This is a genomic window from Centipeda artemidis DSM 19719 (assembly GCF_000426665.1).
In the GTDB taxonomy this organism is placed as follows: domain Bacteria; phylum Bacillota; class Negativicutes; order Selenomonadales; family Selenomonadaceae; genus Centipeda; species Centipeda artemidis.
The window spans coordinates 153,543-174,604 of the sequence record NZ_AUFU01000003.1 but is presented as its reverse complement, the minus strand read 5'-3'; the positions used below and the strand labels follow the sequence as shown (position 1 = coordinate 174,604).

Genomic DNA, 21,062 nt, shown 5'->3' with positions numbered 1-21,062 from the left:
TGAGATGGCAACATTAAAGCAAATGCAGAAAAAATTTGCAACCCTCAGAAAGCGGCAGGAAGCCCTGCAAGCCGAAATGAAGCGGATGAAGCGCGGCATGGAGGCACAGCGTACCATAGACATTGGGCGCATCATCAAGCAGACAGGATTCCCCGTCGAGAATATGGCAATCCTCATAGGTGCGCTCCTCCATGCGAAAGAGCATATCGACGAGGGGGATCAAACGGCGATAGATAATTACATCGCCGCATATGCACGCTTTTCGGAAGCACATCCGGACGCCGGTTTTGAAGATCTTGTCGAGCCGTCAGCGGAAGAGCCGGAGGCACAGGTATCGGACGGCGAAGAACCCATCGTAGAGGAAACCGATGAACACCAACTTTGACGTCATGATCGGTACGGAGATCGTCGTGCTTATGCAACGGGACGACATCACGGAGATCTACATCAATGACGACGGCATGATTCGTTACATCTCTCACGACGAGGGCAAGGTCAAGACAGACATCTATCTGCCGCCGGTCAAGGCACAGGCAATCATCGAACTCGCCGCCGGTCAAGCGGGAAAAGTCGTGAATGAGGAAATTCCGTCTATTTCCGTTGAGATACAAGGTTATGGCGCACGTTTTCAAGGAGAGTTGCCGCCGATCGTTCGGCATCCGCAGTTCAATATCCGAAAAAAGGCAGTGAAGATATTCTCCCTGCAAGACTATGTAAACACAGGCTTCATGACGGAGAAATATAAAACCTACCTAGAAGAGAGCATCAAAGAACGTAAAAACATCTTGATTGCAGGAGGAACAGGTACCGGGAAGACCACCTTCCTGAACGCCATTCTCGCAGCGATTGCAGAGATCTCGCCGTTCCATCGCCTGATCTCTCTTGAGGATCTGCCGGAACTGCAATGCCCCGCAGACGACTATTCACCGATGTTTACGATGCAGGATACGGGCGAAAGCAAAGTGCGCTATAACATGACCCGTCTCCTTGCAGACTGTATGCGCCGATCCCCCGATCGCATAGTCGTCGGTGAGGTTCGGGACGGCGCCGCATATACCATGCTTAAGGCATGGAATACCGGACACCCGGGCGGAGCCTGCACCGTACATGCCGACGGCACGGAAGAAGGACTCACCCGTATCCTATCCCTCGCGCAGGAGGATCCGGACGCTGCCGGGGAGGTCAAAGAACTCATCGGTGAAGCCATCGATGTTGTTGTTGCGATTCAGCATGTTGAACTGCCGGACGGCAGAAAAACACGTATCGTCAGCGACATCATCGAGGTCGCATCCTACGATTCCGCAGCGCATCGGTATAGCATCAACCATGTTTGACAAGGTGTCCATAATGGACACCTTTCAGAAATAAGGGAAGGGTCCATACCGGACACCCGGGCAAATTAAGGGAGGAACTACCACAATGAAAACAATATGCAAGTCCATCATGAAGTATATTATGGTTGCTGCCGTCTTTATGCAGGTACAAGTGATGATGCACCCTGTATTTGCACAGTCTGTCTCTTCGTCCTTGAAGCACTCAGGACAAAAAGGGAGCGTTTCTATCGATTTTCCGTGGATGAAATTTTTTAATGCATTGGTAGATCAGCTTACAGGACCAATCCCTATGGCTCTTGGTGCTATGGGGATTGTCGGTGCGGCGATTGCCCTCATTGGTGGTCATGGCGGCGCAGGCACGCAGAAATTTATCGTTATCGTCTTTGCCATTTCCATTTGCCTATTTGCACCGGGATTTGTCAATGCTATTTATGATTCAGCCGGCGGTCTTACGATTATGGCGCTGGGGACGAGGTAATTATGGACGTAGAGAAAATGCCGGAAGGATATGAAATTCCAATTCATCGGTCGCTTGTCGCACCTTTGTATTGGATGGGCGTCCCGCGCAATCTGTTTATCGCGGAAATATTTTTAGCGATTCTCGGCGGCGTCATCTTTAAGACGTTCAGCGTGATGATCATCGCCGGGATCGCACATTATATCTTTCACATGTTAGGGCAGCAGGACGCGCAGTTCCACGAAGTCTTTTGGCAGTCGCGGCTGCACAAAGTTTTTTACTACCGATAGGAGAGGGGAAACGAATGCTTTTTCAAAAGAAAAGCAAGCCGTTCTCACAAGAGATCGGCGTCTTTCAGGAAAAACCACGGCTGCAATACCTGCTGCCGTGGGCATATATTGATCAAGACACCGGGATCGTACATGGCAAGGATCATTCCATGCTTGCCGTGTATGAATTTCGTGGTCCCGATATGGAGAGTGCTACACCGCTGGATCTCATACAGTACAACGCCGCGCTCAACAACGTGATCAAGAATTTGCCGACCGGTTATGTTCTATACTTCGAATCACAGCGCAGCCGGTCAAGGGATTATGACCAATCTGAGATTGACATCCCTATCATCCAAAAGATGGAAAATGACCGCAAAGAGTATTATGCGGGACAGAAACACTTTGAGACGCGCTACTATTTCACTGTGTTCGCGGAGCCGCCACAGCTTATCAAATCGCGTATCACAGACGCGTTCATCGCGGACGCGAAGAACAAAGGAAAGGGCGCGGAGATGCGCCTGTACGTGGAATGCGTCGAAAAATTCATTAGCAACGCCAACCTCATTGGCGATATGCTGAGAGCTTGGCTTCCGGATATCAAACCGCTCGGGGCAGAAGAGACAATCACTTATCTTCATTCGACCGTCTCGGATAAATATCATCCGGTGAAAATAAACCCGTCTTATTATGTCACGGACTACATCTGTGACGCCGACATCCTCGGCGGTCGTGAAATGCGGATCGGCGAAAAGCATATGAAGATCGTCACGATCCTCAACTTCCCGCCCATGTCTGAACCGGGCGTATTTGACGTATTTGACCGTATGGATCTCGAATATCGCTGGGTATCTCGATTCATTTGCATGAGTAAGCCGGATGCGGAAGAAGAGCTGAGGGGGTATCGTAAACGCTGGAATCAACAAATAAAGGGCTTTTGGACGCAAGTCCTCGAGGCGATCAACAAACAGAAAATACAGCAGACAAGCGAAGAAGCCGCCGCGCATGACCTTGATGAAACGGCAGCATACAACCGTGACGATGCCGGTGCGGCGCTGCAAGAACTCGGTCAAGACTATGTAAGCTACGGTTACTATACCATGACCATGATGGTACTTGACCGTGACGCGCAGCGATGCAGCGAGAAAGCCAACCGTGTCCTTGAGGGAATCAACTCTCTTGGATATACCGGTTACATCGAGACGGATAACGCGATGGAAGCATGGTGGGGATCGATCCCGGGCTGTTATCGCGCCAATATACGGCGTCCGATTGTCAGCAGCCTAAATTTTTGTCATATGGCCCCGGTCACGGCGACGTGGCCCGGAGACAAAAAGAATGACTTCCTCAAGGGGCCTGTACTGCTCTATACCGATACGGCAGGATATACGCCGTTCCGTTTGTCGCTCCATGTGGGTGACGTAGGGCATACGATGATATGCGGACCGTCAGGGTCGGGGAAATCCGTGCTGCTCAACACGATTGAGGCGCACTTTCTCAAATACAGAGACGCCAACGTCTTTGTATTTGACAAAGCAATGTCAAGCCGTGCCTTGACACTTGCCGTCGAAGGGAATTTCTACAATATCGCAAGCGAAGGAGAAGGAGAACTATCCTTTCAACCGTTGGCAGAAATTCATAATGAGGACGAAATCAAATGGGCGAAAGAATGGATCATCGCCTATTTGCAGCAGCGCAACGTCACAATCACCCCTGCAAAGGACAATTTTGTATGGAAAGCCCTTGTCTCACTCAAAGAGTTTCCCGTATCGCAGCGTACCATCTCGACCTTTTGCGAGCTAGTGCAGGATAAAGAGATCCGGCAAGCCCTCAAATCTCTCACGCAGGAGGGAAGTTATGGCAAACTGTTTGACAATAACAAAGACGTATCCGGCACGGGGCGTTGGCAAGTCTATGAAATGGAAACACTTATGGCGACACCTGCTATCGTCCCCGCAACCCTCGACTATCTCTTTCATCGCATCGAGGGCAAACTAAAGCATGCAAAAGGACCTTCTATTATCGTTCTTGACGAATGCTGGCTCTTCTTTGACAATCCCATATTCAAAGAAAAGCTCAGAGAATACTTCAAGGACATGAGAAAAAAGAATACCTCAATCATTTTCGCCACGCAGAACCTATCCGACCTTGCAAATAAGCCGGAACTCCTGCATGTCGTCATGGAGAATTGTCCGAACAGAATCTATCTGCCAAACAAACAAGCGGCAACAGTGCAGAGCAAAGAGCTGTATAAGTTGTTTAACTGCAACGAGCGGCAGGTAGAACTCATCGCCAATATGACGCCGAAGCAGGACTATTACTATTCGAGTGAAAAAGGCAACCGCATTTTTCGCCTTGCCTTGCGTCCCATTGAAATCCCGTTCGTTACGGCGACTTCCAAAACCGACCAACAGGCGATCAATGACATCCTCAACGCCGGTGATCGAGATCGCTTCATCGAGAAGTGGCTTGCCTATAAGAATGCAGTAGATGAATGGGAAGACTATAGGCGCAACTATATCGCGTGACCATAAAAAGGTGTCCATTATGAACACCTGAAGAAAGTTCAATAATATTCATAAATATCCTTGCGTTTCGGTGTCCATTATGGACACCTTGAGAGGAGAGGGAACCATGAAAAAAATAGCAGCAGCACTTCTCATTGCGGGCAGCATCGCCGCTGCCCCGCTCCCGGCATCCGCCGCGATCCCCGTCATCGATACGCAAAACATACAGCAACAGCTCAAAACCTACCTTGAGAGCATCAAGGTGGTCACAAACACCGCACAGCAGATCGCCCTGCAACTGCAAGAACTCAAAAGCCTACCGGGAAAACTGCTTGAAAAATATAAAGCGGAATTTCTCGCAAGCATTCAAAAGGCAAAAGAGCACGCACAGCCGACCGGCATTCTCTCAGAAGAAGGTATGTGGCAAAAAGTATGGGATGAAAAATTCCCTGTGATCAATGCCGACAGCGGACTCTCTCATACCTCAATGAGTGAACGCAACGTTGAAGTAACCATGCAGGCGCTGCAATCCTTGCAGAACAAAAAGGACATCGCAGCATACCATAATCTCATGAAAGATTTGCAGGACGCACAAAAGCGTCTGCAAGAACTGATCGATCTCAACCGCAGCCCTGAAGGAGCAAAGCAAGCGGCGCAGATCGCCAATGAAATTGCCCTCGAACAGGCAAATATTGATAGCATCAAACTTACAATACAGGCGATCTCATCACAAAATCAAATCATGGAAGCGCAGCGGAAAATCGTCAAAGAGCAAAATGAGCGCGCGCTAGGCGAAGCAATGGCAAAGGCAACCACGCAAACGATAGAGAGAATGCATCGGGAGGCAGCCAATATAAACCGCCCAACAATAAGAGAGTCTGATCCATTCAAACGCAATGGATTAGGTATGAATTGGTGACGATATGGAATTTGGAAATACAACGTTTCTCAATGACCTTTTAGTATTTTTTGAAGATCACTGCATGACAGGATATAAGGCACTCGCTCCTCATGCCATGGAGTTGGTTATGGTTTTTGCCGTAATCGACATATGTATTACGTGGACGCTGTATAGTGGAAAACTAAGCCTTGCTGAGATCACGGCGAAGGTCATGAAAATCGGGTTCTTCATGTTCTTTATATTGAACATGGACAAGATCAATCAGGCAATACTAGTATCCTTTCAATATGCAGGGATTATCGCTTCCGGAGGAACGATAGACACGGCTCCAATAACCCCATCAGAGATTATGGATAAAGGATTTGATGCTTGCAGTGCAATATTATCGTATATGATGGATCATAAGCTCAGTCTTTTAGGACCGGGACTATTGATGTATCTACTATATATTATAGTTACATTGGCAGCGTTCTTCTTTATGGCATTTCAAATTCTTATCACAAAGATCGAGTTCAACGTTTTTGCAACCTTGGCGGTCATTCTTCTGCCGTTCGGATCGCTCAAATATACACAGTTCCTCTTTCAGCGGGTCATATCCGCTGTGTTTTCCTATGGCGTAAAACTCATGGTCATGATCTTTATTCTTGGGTTGTTTAATACTCTTCTTGAAAGTGCCGGTGGCGGTATTCCCGGGTGGACACCGGAGGATGAACCGTCCTTTGGAGATACGTTGCGCTATGCGCTTTCCTACGCAACTATGGCGTTTCTTATGTGGCAGCTCCCAAATCTCGCGGCGGGATTTATGAATGGACAGCCCTCTCTTGAGGGGGGACAAGCCCTCGGGGGGCTAAAAGCAGGTGCGGCAATGGCAGCAAGTGTCGCTTCGGCACCCATGACGGCGGGGGCATCCGTTGCCGCAGCAGCCGGAGCAATCGGTGCGACGGCGCACATGGCGAAAGCCGCATCTGCAACGAGCGGGAAAAGCTTTGCACGAGAGTTCGTATCATCTGCCGCACGTCAATCCTTTGCAAACAGCAAGATAGGGCAAGCTCTCATCAAGGGGGCGACGAGATCAATGAATGCCGCAGAAGATGCAAAAAATATAGCATCCGGTGAAGTCTTTAGAACGCCACAAGGGAATCGGAATTAAAGATGAGATAGCCTATGAGAGAGAGAATATGCAGCATACTCCTTATCGTAATGGCACTCCTGATGCCGACCTCCCTTGCGGCGGCAATGCCGCCCTTTCCGGGCGGTGCGGTTACATCCCCTTTTGGACCGCGTGACACCGGCGGCGGAGCAAGCAAGTACCACAAAGGCATAGACATCGGCACAAACTCTAGGACACCGATACATGCACCATTTAACGGTTTTGTCGAGCACGGTGCCGGCAGCGGATATATCTATTGGGTGGAGATTCGCACACCGGAGGGAGGAACGCTTCTCTTTGGGGATTGTGCCGAAGAGACGCTGCACTGTGCGACCGGAAACGTGCAGGAAGGAACGATCATCGGATATACCGGCGGCGACGCCTATGACGGTCCGCTCGGCTATTCGAGCGGACCGCACTGCCATGTGGAGCATCGCGTGCATGGCGTGAACGGCTCTCAGATTGATCCCGTCCCGTATCTATTGGCGCTTGGCGTTGATCTGTCCGGCAATATCGTAGGTGCAGGCGGCGCCGATCATGTGGATATCCCTTGGGGCATAGAATCGATGCAAAAGCTCGGCGAGGGAATCAACGACGTCATGCAGGTATTCGTGAATGCCATTGGCGGCGCTTACAAAGGATTGCAGCAAGCAGGGCTTGCGCTCCTTTTCGTCCTATGCATTATTGACCTTACGCTGCCGATCATGACATCGGGATTGGAGTTTTCCCTGCCGCAGCTCACAGCAAAGTTTTTCAAATACGGATTCCTGTATTTCCTCCTGATCAACTGGTCAACCATCGTCAACGACTTCTTTTTGTCCATCGTATCGAGTATATCGGGAACATACATCGGTGATCCGTCCGTCATAGAGCAGAACATATCACAGCCGCAGCTTCTCCTCCAAAAGGCGATCTCACTGATGAATCCCGCGCTCAATAAAATTGCCTCATTCGGCACATTTGAGTTCACCTACAACATAGGCAGCATCGCCATCATATGGATCTCGTCCTTTCTCGTGATCGGCGTGTTCTTCATCCTTGCCTGTCACGTCATGCTCACCTACATTGAGTTTTATCTCGCCGCATTGCTCGCCGTGTTCACCGTGCCGTTTGCCTCGTTCGGATTTACAAAATTCATTGCAGAAGGCTCTCTTGGAGGGCTTGTATCAAGCACGATCAAACTCTCGCTCATGTCCATCATGATAGGACTCTGCTTTTTCTGCATCAAAGACGCCGAAGTCCCGAAAGATCTCTTTCAAACGGAACTAGAGGGACAGACAATCACCGGTACCGGGGGCATCCATGGACCGCCCGAATACGTCGCTATGGCAACGGCAGCGGCGCAGAAATACGGCGTCCCTGTGAATCTTTTTCTCGCTCAGATACAGCTCGAATCGAACTGGAATCCGAACGCCGTCAGCAGTGCCGGCGCACAGGGAATCGCACAGTTCATGCCGGGCACGGCGGCGGGGTGGGGGATCGATCCCTTTGATCCCGCACAGGCACTCGATGCAAGCGCGCATTATATGCGGAACATGTATGAAATGTTTGGGGACTGGAACAAAGCGCTTGCCGGTTACAACGGCGGACCATACAGCTTTGATCCTAATAAGCCGCTTCCGGCATGGGCAAACGAGTATATCAATCTCGTGTATCAAAATATGTCCGGCTCATACATCGCAAAGGCATCGATCACGGCGGAACAGGCGGCAACACATTTGCTTATGTGCATTGGTGTCGCGATACTTGCATGTCTCACCTTAAAGATACCAAAGGCGATTATGCAGTCGCTGGGAGGTCGGTATGAACTTTAAGGAACGCAGAAAAACAAAGCTCCTTGTCGCCGGCATCCTCAGCGTATTCGGCATCGTCGGAGCGCTGCACATCGCATTTGGTAAACTGTTTTACAGCAACGTATCGCCGTCCGCACCGCAGGGGCTTTATATCGCGACGCCGATACAAAGCCTCACGCGCGGAGATTATGTTGTTGTAAGGCTTCCGGAAGCCGTGGAAAGTCTGCACGTTAAAAAGGATTATCTACTGCTCAAGCGCGTGCAGGGATTCCCCGGGGAATCCTACACAATAGACGCGTCAGCGCTCAGAACGGCGCAGCGCAGCTATCCGATCTGCCGCAGCGATCTATTGCCACAGCAGGAGCAAGGCACCTATATAGTGCCGGAAGGAGAACTGCTTTTGCTCAACGATCCCGATGATTCCTTTGATTCGCGGTATCTCGGCAGTATCAAGCAAACACAGATCGACAAGAAAGTATTGCTGCTTCTGTCCTATGATAATCCTGTAGTCAATTCACTCAAGGAGGTGTTCAAATGACAAAAAAGATCGTTATTGCAGCGATCGTTGCCGGCATGGCGCTCAGCAGCCCAACGGCGCAGGCGTGGGGCGCGGTTATCCATCCCGGCTCCCATGTATTTGACGCAAAGCGCTTCTTTGACAGCGTAAAAGAAACGGCACAGATGGTCGAAACAGTCAAGAACGAAGTGCAGAAACTCAAGAATCAAATCATAGCAATGATGAGGATTGACCTCTATCCGCGTGAAATGGAAGATGCCGTAAAGAGTGCACTGAAATTCCCGGAAATCCGGACAATATTCAATCCAAAAGCGGATGATCCTCTGCACCGTCTCTACATCGATGCAATCACAGATTATGAACACGGCGGCGATCCGTTGAGTCTTATACGCAAGCGGGATATGGACGATAATTTAACCTATCGAAACATCGCAGCCGATACCGTACAGCGGCAGGAAGAGCGGCGCCGTCTTGCCGCTCAAATCGCATCCGCGTCGGACGACAGCCTATTAAGCGAACGGCAAAAGGCAAACCAACTTGCAGCGCTTAAAGCCATTGGCAGCATCGATGAAGCACAGCTCATCGGCACTGCCTATACAAACGCCGTCAAGGAACAAGAAACAGCATATATCAAGGAGAACATACAACGTGAAGACGCGCAGCGTATGACCGTTTATCCATACGATCCGTTTCATCCAACGGATTTTGATAAGCGCAACAACAAAAGCGAGAGCAAGGCGTTTGGATTTTTGAAATTCGGGCAATAGAAAAGCAGGGCGTATGCCCTGCTTTTTGGGGATGGAGCGGATATGTAAGCTGTTATTGCCCCATACCTAAACCGTTTCTTGTGTAAGGATCAGACCATACACGTTGCCGCTCTTTTAGCATATTTTTTGCTTTTTCTACCTCATTCTCTGCTTCCTTAACCCGTGACTTCCATTGATTTTTATATTGCTGATGATTTTCCTTAATGAGCTGAAAATCATTGTTCATCTCAACCTTTGCAGTCGCGTATTTCTCCATTTCGGCAATTTTATCATCCATCTTTTGGACGTATTCATCATGCTTCTTGAGTGTATCTTCATTGATCGCAAGCGTGGACTCTGTATATTTCCCATTCACTAATTTAGGGCGTTCACCTGTCAGCAGTTGGAGTGATGTGCATTCCTTATAGAGCGCTTGATATTCGTTTTTCGCCGTATTGTACTTTTCCTCTTCGTTGCAGCCCGCGACCAACAGACAGAGCAGAACGAGGAGCAGCAAGAACCCCTTTGATTTCATAATCATTCCCTCCATAAGAGCAGTTCCATCGCTTTTCGAACGGCGGTCAGCCGCTCGATCGGCAGGGGTGAGAGCAATTTATTGATTTTTTGCATCTCATGACTGCCGGCGACATGATCCAATACGGCGCGTGGAGAAAGGTCGTCTGCATCCCCATAGAGGATCCAGTTTAGATTAAAACCCATGCGCCCCAGTGCACAGAGCACCTCATAAGGCGGTGAAGTAAGATCCTGTTCCATCGAGGACATCGCAGACTGGCTAATACCGAGTTCTTTTGCAAAGCTCTCTTGAGACTGCTTAAAATACGTCCGCATGACGCGAATTCGACGCCCGACCGTATCATCGGCAGCTTTTGAGGCGTCGGCATCCTTTTTTGCACGTTCAAGAGCGGCGTGCCAGTCATCGTCGTTCTCGAGGTTACATACCTGCCGCAGGAGCGTCACCGTCTCCGGACGCGGCATATCTTTACCAGATTCAAAGCGGGATATTTGCCGCTGAGATAAACTCATCATACCCGCAAGTTGTGTTTGCGTCAAGCCTCGTTCTTTACGCAGCATTCGCAAGGCAAAGGGGAATACATCGATTTCCACATGTTCACCTCCTATACAACATATTATCATAATACAGGTAAAAAGAAAAGAGGAAACATCATGAAAACACTCTACATTGCAGAAAAACCGGACATCGGCAGAACGCTCGCCGCGTATTTATGGCATGGAGAGGGGAAGAAAGAGACGGGGTACATCCACAATGGAGACACTACCGTCACATGGGCAATAGGACATATTCTTGCGCCCGCAATGCCCGAAGCATACGGCGAAGAATATAAGGCATGGTCGAGCTATCCCATCATCCCCAAAAAGTGGATCGTCAAACCGCCCGCCGCCACGGCAAAGCAATTTGCAGTGGTCGAAAAACTCCTCAAAGAAGCGGACATCGTAATCCATGCGGGCGATCCAGACCGCGAGGGGCACCTCCTCATCGATGAGATCCTTGATTATTGCAAGTTTCAGGGGCAAGTCCGTCGTCTCCTCATCAACGCAAAAGATGACGAGAGTCTAAAGCGCTCCTGTGCCGACATACGCGATAACAAGGAATTTGAAGGACTATACCACGCCGGACTCGCGCGCGCCCGCGCCGACTGGCTGATCGGTATGAACCTCTCCCGTGCCTATACCGTGTGTGCGCGAAAATACGGCTATACGGGGATATTCCGCGTCGGACGCGTCAAGATACCGACACTTGCACTTGTCGTCAACCGCGAAAAAGAGATACAAGGCTTTAAGTCCAAGAAATACTATGAACTCATCGGCACATTCCGGAAAGACGGGATAGATTTTCGCGCGAAATATATGCCGTCCGACCTACTGCCCGCCGATCCGGAGGGGCGCATCCTCGACAAGAAACTCCTGCAAGCAATCAAACTCAAAATAGAGCACGGCGATGTTGTTGTTTCCGAAATCAAAACAAAAAAAATAACGCAGCATCCGCCGCTGCCGTACTCCCTTGACACACTGCAAATCACCGCAAACAAAACCTATGGACTCTCCCCAAAAGAAACCCTCGATACCGTACAATCCCTCTATGAAAAGAAATATGTGACGTATCCTCGATCCGACTGCAACTATATTCCCGTCTCCCAGCATGAAGATGGAGCGAAAATCATTGCAGCCTTGCAAAAACTCTCTCACCTTTCAAAAGCCGCGAATGCAGTGGAACCCAGAATCCGGAGCAAAGCCTTTAACGACGCAAAAATCACGGCGCATCACGCCATCATTCCGACCGGCGTACCGGCGGAAAATCTTGACGAAAAAGAGCAACAGATCTACGACCTCATCGCGCAGCGCTACCTTGTGCAGTTCGCCACCCCCTTTGTTTACGAACAGACAAACTTCACACTTAAAGCCGGCGATGAAAAACTTACCGGCAGCGGGCGAAAAATTATCGATGAGGGCTTTCGCGCTATCGAGAAAGACGAGGAAGAAAAGCCGGACGCAGAATCTAATATGAGCCTCCCGGCGCTCTCTGAGGGCGACAAGCCGGAACGGCGTGAACTTTCTATCCCAGAGAAGAAAACAACCCCGCCAAAACGTTTCACAGAGGGAACGCTGATCGCCGCAATGACCAACATTTGGCGATTCGTTGCAGCGGATAACCCGAATCGTGAAAAACTCAAAGAAACAAAAGGCATCGGAACCCCCGCGACACGGGACACCATCATCGCAGAACTCCTTGCCACGGAGATCAAAGGAAAGCCCATGATCCCATGTCTTGAGAAAAAGAAAAAAGAGCTTGTGCCAACAGAATTTGGCATCAAACTCATCGAGAACGTCGATCAGACGCTGACCGTCCCGGACACAACCGCAGAAATGGAATACGCACTCACAGAGATCGCCCAGAAGAAAAAGACCTTGGGCGCCTACATCGATGAAGTCATCGATGTTGTCAATGCCAATATCAAGTTTGCAGAAAGCCGGAAATTCCCTCTGTACGTCACAGAAGACGCACCTCTGTGTCCCATCTGCAAAAAAGGAGCACTCCTCAAGAAATATTCGCCGAAACTTGAAAAACACTTCTACATTTGCAGTGATGAAGCCTGCATAGCGGCAGACGGGCGGAAAATGTTCTACGAAGCCGATCAAAAAGGAAATCCGATCATCGAGCGGTGCCCCGAATGTGAAACCGTATTACGCCGTTTGAACGGCAAGAACGGCGCGTTTTGGCTGTGCGTGAAATGCAGCAAAACATACAACGACAAGGACGGACGTCCGGCGCTAAAGCGTGACTAGAGAATAAAGGAAAGAGATGATATAATGGACGATATTGAAGAATACGAAGCATCCTACGAAGCCGCAGAAGAGCCGGCGGAGGACGAAGCGACCGCGCCGGAGGAAAATGCCGCCGACGTATCCGGAGAATCATCCCCGGAGAACGACAAAGTGCTCGCAGAACTTCACGACATGCTGCATTATGCAACAACCGTTATCGAGACCATCAAAACGGAATCGGAAACGGCATATCGAGAGCGCACGCAGCTAGAAGCATGTCGCGCCGAACTAAAGACCGTCACCGCAGCGCTTGCGGAAGAGACCGCTGCCTTACAGCAGGTGAGAGCAGAACTTTGTCACAACATGGAGACAGACTGCAAAGCGCTCTTTGCAATCGCAGCGAAAAACTATGAACGGATGGGACTTGACGCGCAACAGTGGCAGAAAAAATACCTCAAAACACAAGTACCGCAGCTGAACGCAATCCAAATATCCGCATACCTCATACAAATACTGTTTATCATAGATATGTTTCTGCATTTTTACTATCGATAAACAGACAGCGTATAAATAGAATAAATAGCCCTGAAAGGTGAAAGATATGGAAACAACACTGGATCTTGATACGCTCGAAAAGAAAGCGGCAGAGTATCGTGCGATCGTCCCTCGTCTGAGTACCTTTGAGAGAGAAGATCACGAAGAGAACTTCATGGTAGAGTTTACCCATGATTCCACATCAATTGAAGGCAACACCTTGACACTAATCCAGACCAAAATGATTTTAACGGATCGGATCACTCCTGCCGAAATCTCCTTAAAAGAATTGGATGAAGTCCGTGGTCATGCGAGCGCATGGGAATTTGTCAAGGAATGCGTAAAAAACGGAACACCCCTTTCGGAGAATATCATTCGTGACATTCATGAGCACGTCGTACCCGTGCGCGGCGTTGGCGGGATGTATCGCAGTATCCCTGTGTATATCCGTGGCGCGCAGCATGTACCGCCGAACCCGGTGAAAATACGTGATGAGATGGGAAATTACGCATACAACATGGAGCAACGTGTGTTTCCGGATGAGATTGAAAAAGCGGCATGGCTGCACGCCGACCTTGTACGGATTCACCCGTTTCAAGATGGGAACGGACGGACGGCACGCCTTGTGATGAACTATCATCTCATGGCGAATGGCTACCCGCCGACCTCTATCAAGCTAAAAAACAGAGAGCGATATTTCGCAGCATTGGAAGAATATTCGCTGCACAGAGAACTAAAGCCGTTCAAAACATTGCTGTATCAAAACATGGATAAAGAACTAGACGCGTTCCTGTCCATGTATTCGATGCACAAACGCGAAAGAGATTTATCGAATACGCCGTCGGAGCGTCGTAAAAGAAGCCCCAATATGGTACGCCATATCTCGAAAAATGAAGACCGTGGACGTTAAATATGACCCCAAATTGACCCCCAAAAAACGAAAAAAGACGTAGAATAGGGAGAATGAGGAGAATGGAAAGAATAAACAGCCTTGAAATATAAGGGGAGAAATGTAATGATAAAAAAATACGATTGTGCTATAATTTAACGCGGTGAATAATCGTGGCAAAAAAGAAAATTCAAAAGACGAATGCCGCGCGCATCCTCGACCGGTGCGGCATCTCCTATGAACTGCTGACGTATCCGGTGGACGAGAGCGATCTCTCGGCGGTGCATGTGGCTGAGGTGACGGGCATCCCGCTCGAGCGGCTCTACAAGACGCTCGTTGTACGCGGAGATCGGACGGGGATCTTCATGGCGGTGGTTCCGGGCAGCGGCGAACTCGACCTCAAGGCGGCTGCCGCCGCCTCGGGCAATAAGCGCGCCGAGATGGTGCATCTCAAAGAGGTGTTTGACCTGACCGGCTATGTGCGCGGCGGATGTTCTCCGCTCGGCGCGAAAAAAGCCTATCCCGTCTATCTCGACGAGAGCGCGCTCGCGCACGAACGCATCTGCATCAGCGCGGGGCGGCGCGGCGAGCAGATCGAGCTCGCACCCGGCGATCTCGTCCGCGCAGCGGATGCTGTGACCGTCAAAATCGCGCGCTAGCGATATGCCTTTACGCATTACACTATTATAGCACAGATGAATGCCAACGCCTGAGCGAAAGGATGTATACAATGGATTATTTCAGCACACGCGGCGCGGCGGAGCGCGTTTCCTCTGCCGCGGCGATTCTCAGGGGGCTCGCCGCAGACGGCGGACTCTTTGTCCCCGCAGCGTTCCCACAGGTCAGTCTCGCGGACATCGAAGCGCTCGTGCCGCTCTCCTATGAGGAGCGCGCAGTTCGCATCCTGCGCCCCTTTCTCACGGATTATACGGAGGAAGAGCTGGCAGAATGTGTGCGGCGCGCCTATGGGCACACGTTTGACGATGCGCGCCGGACGCCCGTGCGTGCGGTCGGCGGTCTCTCGGTGCTCGAGCTTTGGCACGGACCGACGAGCGCGTTCAAGGATATGGCGCTCCAACTCCTGCCGCAGCTCATGAGCGCGGCGCGTGAGAAAATGGGCGCGCGCGATACGATCCTCATCCTCGTCGCGACCTCCGGCGATACAGGGAAGGCGGCACTCGAAGGATTTGTGGATGCACCCGGCATTCGGATGATGGTATTCTATCCGGACGGCGGCGTCAGCCCCGTGCAGCGTCTCCAAATGGTGACGCAGGAAGGAGGGAATGTTAAGGTGGTCGCCGTGCGCGGCAACTTTGACGATGCGCAGCGCGGCGTAAAGGAGATCTTCGGCGACGCCGCGGCGCAGAAGGAGCTGGCGGTGTCGCATACGCGCCTCTCCTCGGCGAACTCGATCAACTGGGGACGCCTTGTGCCGCAGATCGTCTACTACTTCAGCTCGTATGCCGATCTCCTTGCCGAGGGGCACATCCGTCTCGGCGAGGCGGTAAACTATACCGTGCCGACGGGAAATTTCGGCGACATTCTCGCCGGCTTTTACGCAAAGCGCATGGGGCTGCCCGTCGGGCGGCTCGTCTGCGCGTCGAACGCTAACAACGTGCTCACGGACTTTTTGCAGAGCGGCATCTACGATCGTCGGCGCGCATTTTATCAGACCATCTCGCCGTCGATGGATATTCTCGTCTCGAGCAATCTGGAGCGGCTGCTCTATCATCTGACGGAGGATACGGCGCAGGTTGCCGCGTGGATGCGGGAACTGACGGAGACGGGCAGTTACGACGCGAGCGTCCTCCTGCCCCAGCTGCGCAAACATTTTTGGGCGGCGTTTGCGGACGACACGGCGACGCGGGCGGAGATCCGCACTGTCTATGAGCAGACAAAGTACACGCTTGATCCGCATACTGCGGTCGCCTACCGTGCGGCACAGGACTATCGGCGCGAGACCGGGGATGAGCGCCCCATGGTCGTGCTCTCGACGGCGAGCCCGTATAAATTCGGCGTGAGCGTCCTCGCAGCGCTCGGGGCAGAGCCGGAAGACGATCCATTCAAGCAGATGGAACATCTGCATCAGCTCAGCGGCATGACGATCCCCCCAGGATTGGCAGGGCTGCGCGAGAAGCCCGTGCGTCATGCGGATGCGTGCGCGCGGGATGGAATGCGCGCGGTGGTGCTCGCATTCGCGAAAGAGACACACTGAAAACCGTTCTATCAATAAAAACTTTGTCTGCCAAAGAAGGATTTTTCGTGTATATGAAGAATTTTCTAACATGTACGAGTCATTATCTATTCCAATCTTTTTTGGAGAAAGAGGTAGAGTGTCATGGCAACGATTGATCTCACACAATATGGCATTACAGGCACGACCGAGGTTGTTCACAACGCGAGCTACGATCAGCTGTTCCGCGAGGAGCTGCGTCCCGATCTGGAGGGATATGAGCGCGGGCAGGTCACAGAGATGGGCGACGCGGTCAACGTGATGACGGGCATCTATACGGGGCGCTCTCCGAAGGATAAATACATTGTGGACGACGAAACGTCGCATGACACGGTTTGGTGGACGTCGCCCGAGTACAAGAACGACAACCACCGCGCGACGCAAAAGGCGTGGAACGCCGTACGTGAGATCGCGATCCGCGAGCTGTGCAACAAGCGTCTCTTCGTGGTCGATGCGTTCTGCGGCGCGAACAAGAATACGCGCATGGCGGTGCGCTTTATTATGGAAGTGCCTTGGCAGGCGCATTTCGTGACGAATATGTTCATCCGCCCGACGAAGGAGGAGCTGAAGGATTTCAAGCCGGACTTTGTGGTCTATAACGCGGCAAAGGCGCGCGTGATGCATTTCGGCGATCTCGGGCTGAACTCCGAGACGGCGGTCATGTTCAACCTGACGAGCCGGGAGCAGATCATTGTCAATACATGGTACGGCGGCGAGATGAAAAAGGGTATGTTCTCGATGATGAACTACTACCTCCCCTTGAAGGGCATCGCATCCATGCACTGCTCGGCGAACACGGATAAACAGGGCGAGAACACAACGCTGTTCTTCGGTCTCTCCGGCACGGGCAAGACGACGCTCTCGACCGACCACGAGCGTCTGCTCATCGGCGACGATGAGCACGGCTGGGACGACGAGGGCGTGTTCAACTACGAGGGCGGCTGCTACGCGAAGGTCATCAACCTCGATCCCGAGGCGGAGCCGGACATCTACGGCGCGATCAAGCGCAACGCGCTGCTCGAGAACGTCACGGTCGATCTCGCGGGGCATGTGGACTTTGCGGATAAATCCGTGACGGAGAACACGCGCGTTTCCTATCCCATCGAGCACATCGAGCACATCGTCAAGGGACATGTCGGCGATAAGTCCGCGGGGCCGCACGCAAAGCATGTCATCTTCCTCTCGGCGGATGCGTTCGGCGTGCTGCCGCCGGTCTCGATCCTGACGCCGGAGCAGACGAAGTATTACTTCCTCTCGGGCTTTACGTCAAAACTCGCGGGCACGGAACGCGGCATCACGGAGCCGACACCGACGTTCTCCGCGTGCTTTGGTCAGGCGTTCCTCGAACTGCATCCGACGAAATACGCGGGTGAGCTCGTCCGCAAGATGGAGGAGCATGGCTCGAAGGCGTTCCTCGTCAATACGGGGTGGAACGGCACGGGCAAGCGCATCTCGATTCAGGATACGCGCGGCATCATTCACGCGATCCAGAGCGGTGCGATCGACAGTGCGCCGACGAAGAAGATCCCGTATTTCGACTTCGAGGTGCCGACGGAGTTGCCGGGCGTCGACCCGAAGATCCTAGATCCGCGCGACACCTACGCGAGCCGCGTCGAGTGGGAGGAGAAGGCAAAGGATCTCGCCGAGCGCTTCATCAAGAATTTTAAGAAATACGAGGGCAATGAAGAGGGGAAAAGTCTCGTTGCGGCGGGGCCGAAACTCTAATTATCGCCGGTATCGGCAAAGGGGCTGCTGCACAGGCATACAACGCTTTTGTGCGGCAGTCCCTTTTTCGTCACACGATCGGAGGGGGGCGCGCATGAATTTAGAGGACAATGTAAATAAAGTGCGCGGCGTGGGCGTCCAAAAGGCGGCGGCGCTGCGGCGGCTCGGCATCGAGACGGTCTCCGACCTCCTGACCTACTATCCGCGCGCCTATGAGGATCAAAGCCGGATCACGCGCATCGCTGATCTGCGCCCCGGGACGCGCGCGACGGTCGTGGGCGTCATCCGGACGGTTGTGGAGCGTCCGACGCGGCGGCGGGGGTTTACGGTGCTGACAGCACTCATCGGCGACGGGACGGGCTATGCACAGGCAGTGTGGTTCAACCAACGCTTTCTAAAGAGCAAGCTGCGCGAAGGGCGACGCATTTTTCTCACGGGCAAGGCGGACTATGCCTATGGGGGCGGCGGGCAGCTCGCCCTCACGCAGATCACCGCGCTCGAATTTCTCGGCGCGGAGGAGTCTCCGGCGTCTAGGCTCGGCATCCTGCCGATCTACGCGGCGACCGAAGGACTCACGCAGAAACAGCTGCGGCAAATGATGGCATACGCGCTGCGCGAGACGGCGGAGAATCTGACGGAGACGCTGCCGGACGTCGTGCGCACGGAATACGGCCTCGTCGGGCGGGCGGACGCCTTTCGCCGGATTCATTTTCCAAAGCGCGCGGAGGAGCTGAGCGACGCACGCCGCCGTCTTGCCTTTGAAGAACTCTACCTCATCCAGTGCGGACTGCTCGCACTCAAAAAGCGCAGCGTGGAGTCGCAGCGCGGGATCGCCCACGGGGAAAACGGTGTGCGTGTTGCCGCAGTGCTGGAGGCTCTGCCGTTTACGCTGACGGAGGATCAGCAGACGGTGTGGACGGAGGTCGCACGCGATATGGAGTCGCCGCTGCCGATGCGCCGCCTTGTGCAGGGGGATGTGGGTTCTGGCAAGACGGCGATCGCCCTGCTCGCGCTCGTCAAGACGGTGGAGAGCGGCCGGCAGGGGGCGTTCATGGCGCCGACCGAGATCCTTGCGCGGCAGCATTATGATTACCTCCAAGAACTCTTGACGCCGCTCGGCATCCGCGTTGCGTTCCTCTCGGGGCGGCTCGCGAAGAAGGCGCGGACGGAGACGGACGCGGCCCTTGCGGCACATGAGGTCGATATTGTCGTCGGCACGCACGCGCTGATTGAGGATCATGTCGCCTTTGCCGCGCTCGGACTCGTCGTTACGGACGAGCAGCACCGCTTTGGCGTCGCGCAGCGATCCGCGCTTGAAAAAAAGAGCGAGGTGACGCCGGACGTCCTCGTCATGACGGCGACGCCGATCCCGCGCACGATGACGCTCACGGTCTACGGCGATCTCGACGTCTCGCGCATCGAGCATCTGCCGCCCGGACGCCGCGCAATCCGCACGTTCCTGCGCACGGACGCGGCGCGGGCAAAGATCTATGCGTTTGTGCGTAAGGAGATTGAGAGCGGGCGGCAGGCATACGTCGTCTGTCCGCGCATCGAAGCGAGCGAGGAGAGCGATCTGCCGTCGGCGGAGGAAGTTTACGACGAGCTTTCGCGCGGCGTGTTCCGCGGGATTCGCTGCGGGCTTCTGCACGGGCGGATGAAGGCGGCGGACAAGGACGCGGTCATGCGGGATTTTTACGAAGATCGGATCAAGCTCCTCGTATCGACGACCGTCATTGAGGTCGGCGTCAACGTGCCGAACGCGAGCATCCTCGTCGTCGAGCACGCGGAGCGGTTCGGGCTGGCACAGCTCCATCAGCTGCGCGGGCGCGTGGGGCGCGGCGCATACGCGTCGTACTGCATCCTCATCGCGGGGGAGAGCGCGGCGCAGGCGGAGCGGCTGAAAGTCATTGAGCAGACGAGCGACGGATTCCGTCTCGCCGAGGAGGATCTGCGCCTGCGCGGCCCCGGGCAGTTCTTTGGGGCGATGCAGCACGGACTCGGGGATCTGAAGATCGCCGACGTCCTCGCCGACATGGATCTCCTGCTGCTCGCGCGCAAGGCGGCGCTCCGCACACTCGACGATCCCGCCGCACTCGCCTTTGTCCTGCCCGCTATCCGCCGGCAGTACCGCGGACAATTCGATCATATTTGGCAAATATAGGCATTGTATTAGTGCGTTCAGATGGTGTAAGATAGAAATATCATCAAGGGGAGGAAAGCATCATGAGCAACAAGGAACAGGCTCCGGGCTGGCTGCAGGCAGAGGAAGCCATTCGTGCGGCGCTGCAAAGTCGGAAAAACGAATTGTTTGCGGCGTTCGAGCAGGGCTATATCGCGGATATGAAACACGCGTGGACCGACGGCTATGCGGCGGGCAGCGCCGCAGGAAAAGCGGAGGCCAAGCAGGAGGGGGTCTCCGAAGGTGAGTTCCGCGGGCGTAAGCAAGGCATCATTTATGCCGCACTCAATCTCCTGCGCGATGGGATGCCGCCCGACAAGGTTGCAAAGATTGCGGAGCTGCCGGAGCTCATCATCCGCAAGCTCGCATCCGACAATGGCATAGATGTTTCGTAGAAAAAGAAGACGCTGACGTGCGGAGGCAGACCTCTAGTATATGGTTATCGTAATCCGATACCAAAGGTGGAATTTTTCGCCGATTTGGGCTTGACAGGCTAATATACCATCTGTTATAATTCATCTCGTC

The 21,062-nt window shown here is 52.9% G+C and carries 20 protein-coding genes; 18 read left to right on the top strand and 2 right to left on the bottom strand.

The window, feature by feature from the left end; genetic code table 11:
- Positions 1–4 precede the first annotated feature (4 nt).
- From K341_RS0104460 to K341_RS0104415, 10 genes are all read left to right on the top strand, one after another.
- Positions 5–385, top strand: coding sequence for a hypothetical protein (locus K341_RS0104460; protein ID WP_009438821.1), 381 nt, complete (start codon positions 5–7; stop codon positions 383–385).
- Entirely contained in the window at positions 369–1,334 is a 966-nt protein-coding gene (locus K341_RS0104455) for an ATPase, T2SS/T4P/T4SS family (protein ID WP_009438776.1), read from the top strand. The genes K341_RS0104460 and K341_RS0104455 overlap by 17 nt, the downstream gene beginning before the upstream one ends.
- Before the next feature lie 85 nt (positions 1,335–1,419).
- Entirely contained in the window at positions 1,420–1,812 is a 393-nt protein-coding gene (locus K341_RS12255; RefSeq protein WP_009438939.1) for a TrbC/VirB2 family type IV secretion system protein, read from the top strand.
- A gap of 2 nt (positions 1,813–1,814) precedes the next feature.
- A complete protein-coding gene (locus tag K341_RS0104445) occupies positions 1,815–2,081 on the top strand; it encodes a VirB3 family type IV secretion system protein (RefSeq protein ID WP_009438734.1) in 267 nt (88 codons plus the stop codon).
- A gap of 14 nt (positions 2,082–2,095) precedes the next feature.
- A complete protein-coding gene (locus K341_RS0104440; protein ID WP_009438820.1) occupies positions 2,096–4,588 on the top strand; it encodes a VirB4 family type IV secretion/conjugal transfer ATPase in 2,493 nt (830 codons plus the stop codon).
- Between the two features lie 106 nt (positions 4,589–4,694).
- Positions 4,695–5,486 carry a putative P-type conjugative transfer protein TrbJ gene (locus K341_RS0104435; protein ID WP_009438935.1) on the top strand — a complete coding sequence of 264 codons (792 nt, stop codon included), beginning with the start codon at positions 4,695–4,697 and terminating at the stop codon, positions 5,484–5,486.
- Between the two features lie 4 nt (positions 5,487–5,490).
- Positions 5,491–6,618, top strand: coding sequence for a type IV secretion system protein (locus K341_RS0104430; protein WP_026761991.1), 1,128 nt, complete (start codon positions 5,491–5,493; stop codon positions 6,616–6,618).
- Positions 6,619–6,668: 50 nt separating this feature from the next.
- Positions 6,669–8,432 (top strand): transglycosylase SLT domain-containing protein, encoded by a 1,764-nt coding sequence (locus K341_RS0104425; RefSeq protein WP_248676868.1) that lies wholly within the window; start codon positions 6,669–6,671, stop codon positions 8,430–8,432.
- Entirely contained in the window at positions 8,422–8,949 is a 528-nt protein-coding gene (locus K341_RS0104420; RefSeq protein ID WP_009438781.1) for a S26 family signal peptidase, read from the top strand. The genes K341_RS0104425 and K341_RS0104420 overlap by 11 nt, the downstream gene beginning before the upstream one ends.
- Positions 8,946–9,695: a hypothetical protein gene (locus K341_RS0104415; protein WP_009438660.1), complete on the top strand. Its 750-nt coding sequence runs from the start codon at positions 8,946–8,948 to the stop codon at positions 9,693–9,695. The genes K341_RS0104420 and K341_RS0104415 overlap by 4 nt, the downstream gene beginning before the upstream one ends.
- A 52-nt stretch (positions 9,696–9,747) precedes the next feature.
- On the opposite strand, the gene K341_RS0104410 is transcribed toward K341_RS0104415, so the two are convergent.
- Both K341_RS0104410 and K341_RS11585 read right to left on the bottom strand, forming a co-directional pair.
- Positions 9,748–10,224, bottom strand: coding sequence for a hypothetical protein (locus K341_RS0104410; protein ID WP_026761990.1), 477 nt, complete (start codon positions 10,222–10,224; stop codon positions 9,748–9,750).
- Positions 10,212–10,799 carry a helix-turn-helix transcriptional regulator gene (locus K341_RS11585; RefSeq protein WP_009438696.1) on the bottom strand — a complete coding sequence of 196 codons (588 nt, stop codon included), beginning with the start codon at positions 10,797–10,799 and terminating at the stop codon, positions 10,212–10,214. The genes K341_RS0104410 and K341_RS11585 overlap by 13 nt, the downstream gene beginning before the upstream one ends.
- Positions 10,800–10,859: 60 nt before the next feature.
- On the opposite strand from K341_RS11585, the gene K341_RS0104400 reads away from it, so the two are divergent.
- From K341_RS0104400 to K341_RS0104365, 8 genes are all read left to right on the top strand, one after another.
- Positions 10,860–12,998 carry a DNA topoisomerase 3 gene (locus K341_RS0104400; RefSeq protein WP_037349427.1) on the top strand — a complete coding sequence of 713 codons (2,139 nt, stop codon included), beginning with the start codon at positions 10,860–10,862 and terminating at the stop codon, positions 12,996–12,998.
- Positions 12,999–13,022: 24 nt separating this feature from the next.
- The gene (locus tag K341_RS0104395) at positions 13,023–13,532 is read left to right on the top strand and encodes a hypothetical protein (RefSeq protein ID WP_009438875.1); all 510 of its coding nucleotides are present in this window, start codon (positions 13,023–13,025) and stop codon (positions 13,530–13,532) included.
- A 46-nt stretch (positions 13,533–13,578) separates the two neighbouring features.
- Entirely contained in the window at positions 13,579–14,421 is an 843-nt protein-coding gene (locus K341_RS0104390) for a Fic family protein (protein WP_009438802.1), read from the top strand.
- Positions 14,422–14,573: 152 nt separating this feature from the next.
- Complete coding sequence (gene ybaK, locus K341_RS0104385; protein WP_009350464.1) at positions 14,574–15,059, top strand: Cys-tRNA(Pro) deacylase; 486 nt, start codon at positions 14,574–14,576, stop codon at positions 15,057–15,059.
- A gap of 71 nt (positions 15,060–15,130) precedes the next feature.
- Positions 15,131–16,615, top strand: a complete 1,485-nt coding sequence (gene thrC, locus K341_RS0104380) for a threonine synthase (protein WP_037349415.1) — start codon at positions 15,131–15,133, stop codon at positions 16,613–16,615.
- 123 nt (positions 16,616–16,738) lie between these two features.
- Positions 16,739–18,358: a phosphoenolpyruvate carboxykinase (ATP) gene (gene pckA, locus K341_RS0104375; RefSeq protein WP_026761987.1), complete on the top strand. Its 1,620-nt coding sequence runs from the start codon at positions 16,739–16,741 to the stop codon at positions 18,356–18,358.
- Positions 18,315–20,519, top strand: coding sequence for an ATP-dependent DNA helicase RecG (recG, locus tag K341_RS0104370; RefSeq protein WP_428829697.1), 2,205 nt, complete (start codon positions 18,315–18,317; stop codon positions 20,517–20,519). The genes pckA and recG overlap by 44 nt, the downstream gene beginning before the upstream one ends.
- Before the next feature lie 62 nt (positions 20,520–20,581).
- Complete coding sequence (locus tag K341_RS0104365) at positions 20,582–20,932, top strand: hypothetical protein (RefSeq protein ID WP_026761985.1); 351 nt, start codon at positions 20,582–20,584, stop codon at positions 20,930–20,932.
- The last annotated feature ends 130 nt before the right edge of the window (positions 20,933–21,062 follow it).

Bases quoted from the DNA above. Each gene is read 5' to 3' on its own strand.
- K341_RS0104460 (WP_009438821.1), top strand. From the start codon at position 5: ATGGCAACATTAAAGCAAATGCAGAAAAAATTTGCAACCCTCAGAAAG.
- K341_RS0104455 (WP_009438776.1), top strand. From the start codon at position 369: ATGAACACCAACTTTGACGTCATGATCGGTACGGAGATCGTCGTGCTT.
- K341_RS12255 (WP_009438939.1), top strand. From the start codon at position 1,420: ATGAAAACAATATGCAAGTCCATCATGAAGTATATTATGGTTGCTGCC.
- K341_RS0104445 (WP_009438734.1), top strand. From the start codon at position 1,815: ATGGACGTAGAGAAAATGCCGGAAGGATATGAAATTCCAATTCATCGG.
- K341_RS0104440 (WP_009438820.1), top strand. From the start codon at position 2,096: ATGCTTTTTCAAAAGAAAAGCAAGCCGTTCTCACAAGAGATCGGCGTC.
- K341_RS0104435 (WP_009438935.1), top strand. From the start codon at position 4,695: ATGAAAAAAATAGCAGCAGCACTTCTCATTGCGGGCAGCATCGCCGCT.
- K341_RS0104430 (WP_026761991.1), top strand. From the start codon at position 5,491: ATGGAATTTGGAAATACAACGTTTCTCAATGACCTTTTAGTATTTTTT.
- K341_RS0104425 (WP_248676868.1), top strand. From the start codon at position 6,669: ATGGCACTCCTGATGCCGACCTCCCTTGCGGCGGCAATGCCGCCCTTT.
- K341_RS0104420 (WP_009438781.1), top strand. From the start codon at position 8,422: ATGAACTTTAAGGAACGCAGAAAAACAAAGCTCCTTGTCGCCGGCATC.
- K341_RS0104415 (WP_009438660.1), top strand. From the start codon at position 8,946: ATGACAAAAAAGATCGTTATTGCAGCGATCGTTGCCGGCATGGCGCTC.
- K341_RS0104410 (WP_026761990.1), bottom strand. From the start codon at position 10,224: ATGGAGGGAATGATTATGAAATCAAAGGGGTTCTTGCTGCTCCTCGTT.
- K341_RS0104400 (WP_037349427.1), top strand. From the start codon at position 10,860: ATGAAAACACTCTACATTGCAGAAAAACCGGACATCGGCAGAACGCTC.
- K341_RS0104395 (WP_009438875.1), top strand. From the start codon at position 13,023: ATGGACGATATTGAAGAATACGAAGCATCCTACGAAGCCGCAGAAGAG.
- K341_RS0104390 (WP_009438802.1), top strand. From the start codon at position 13,579: ATGGAAACAACACTGGATCTTGATACGCTCGAAAAGAAAGCGGCAGAG.
- thrC (WP_037349415.1), top strand. From the start codon at position 15,131: ATGGATTATTTCAGCACACGCGGCGCGGCGGAGCGCGTTTCCTCTGCC.
- pckA (WP_026761987.1), top strand. From the start codon at position 16,739: ATGGCAACGATTGATCTCACACAATATGGCATTACAGGCACGACCGAG.
- recG (WP_428829697.1), top strand. From the start codon at position 18,315: ATGAAGAGGGGAAAAGTCTCGTTGCGGCGGGGCCGAAACTCTAATTAT.
- K341_RS0104365 (WP_026761985.1), top strand. From the start codon at position 20,582: ATGAGCAACAAGGAACAGGCTCCGGGCTGGCTGCAGGCAGAGGAAGCC.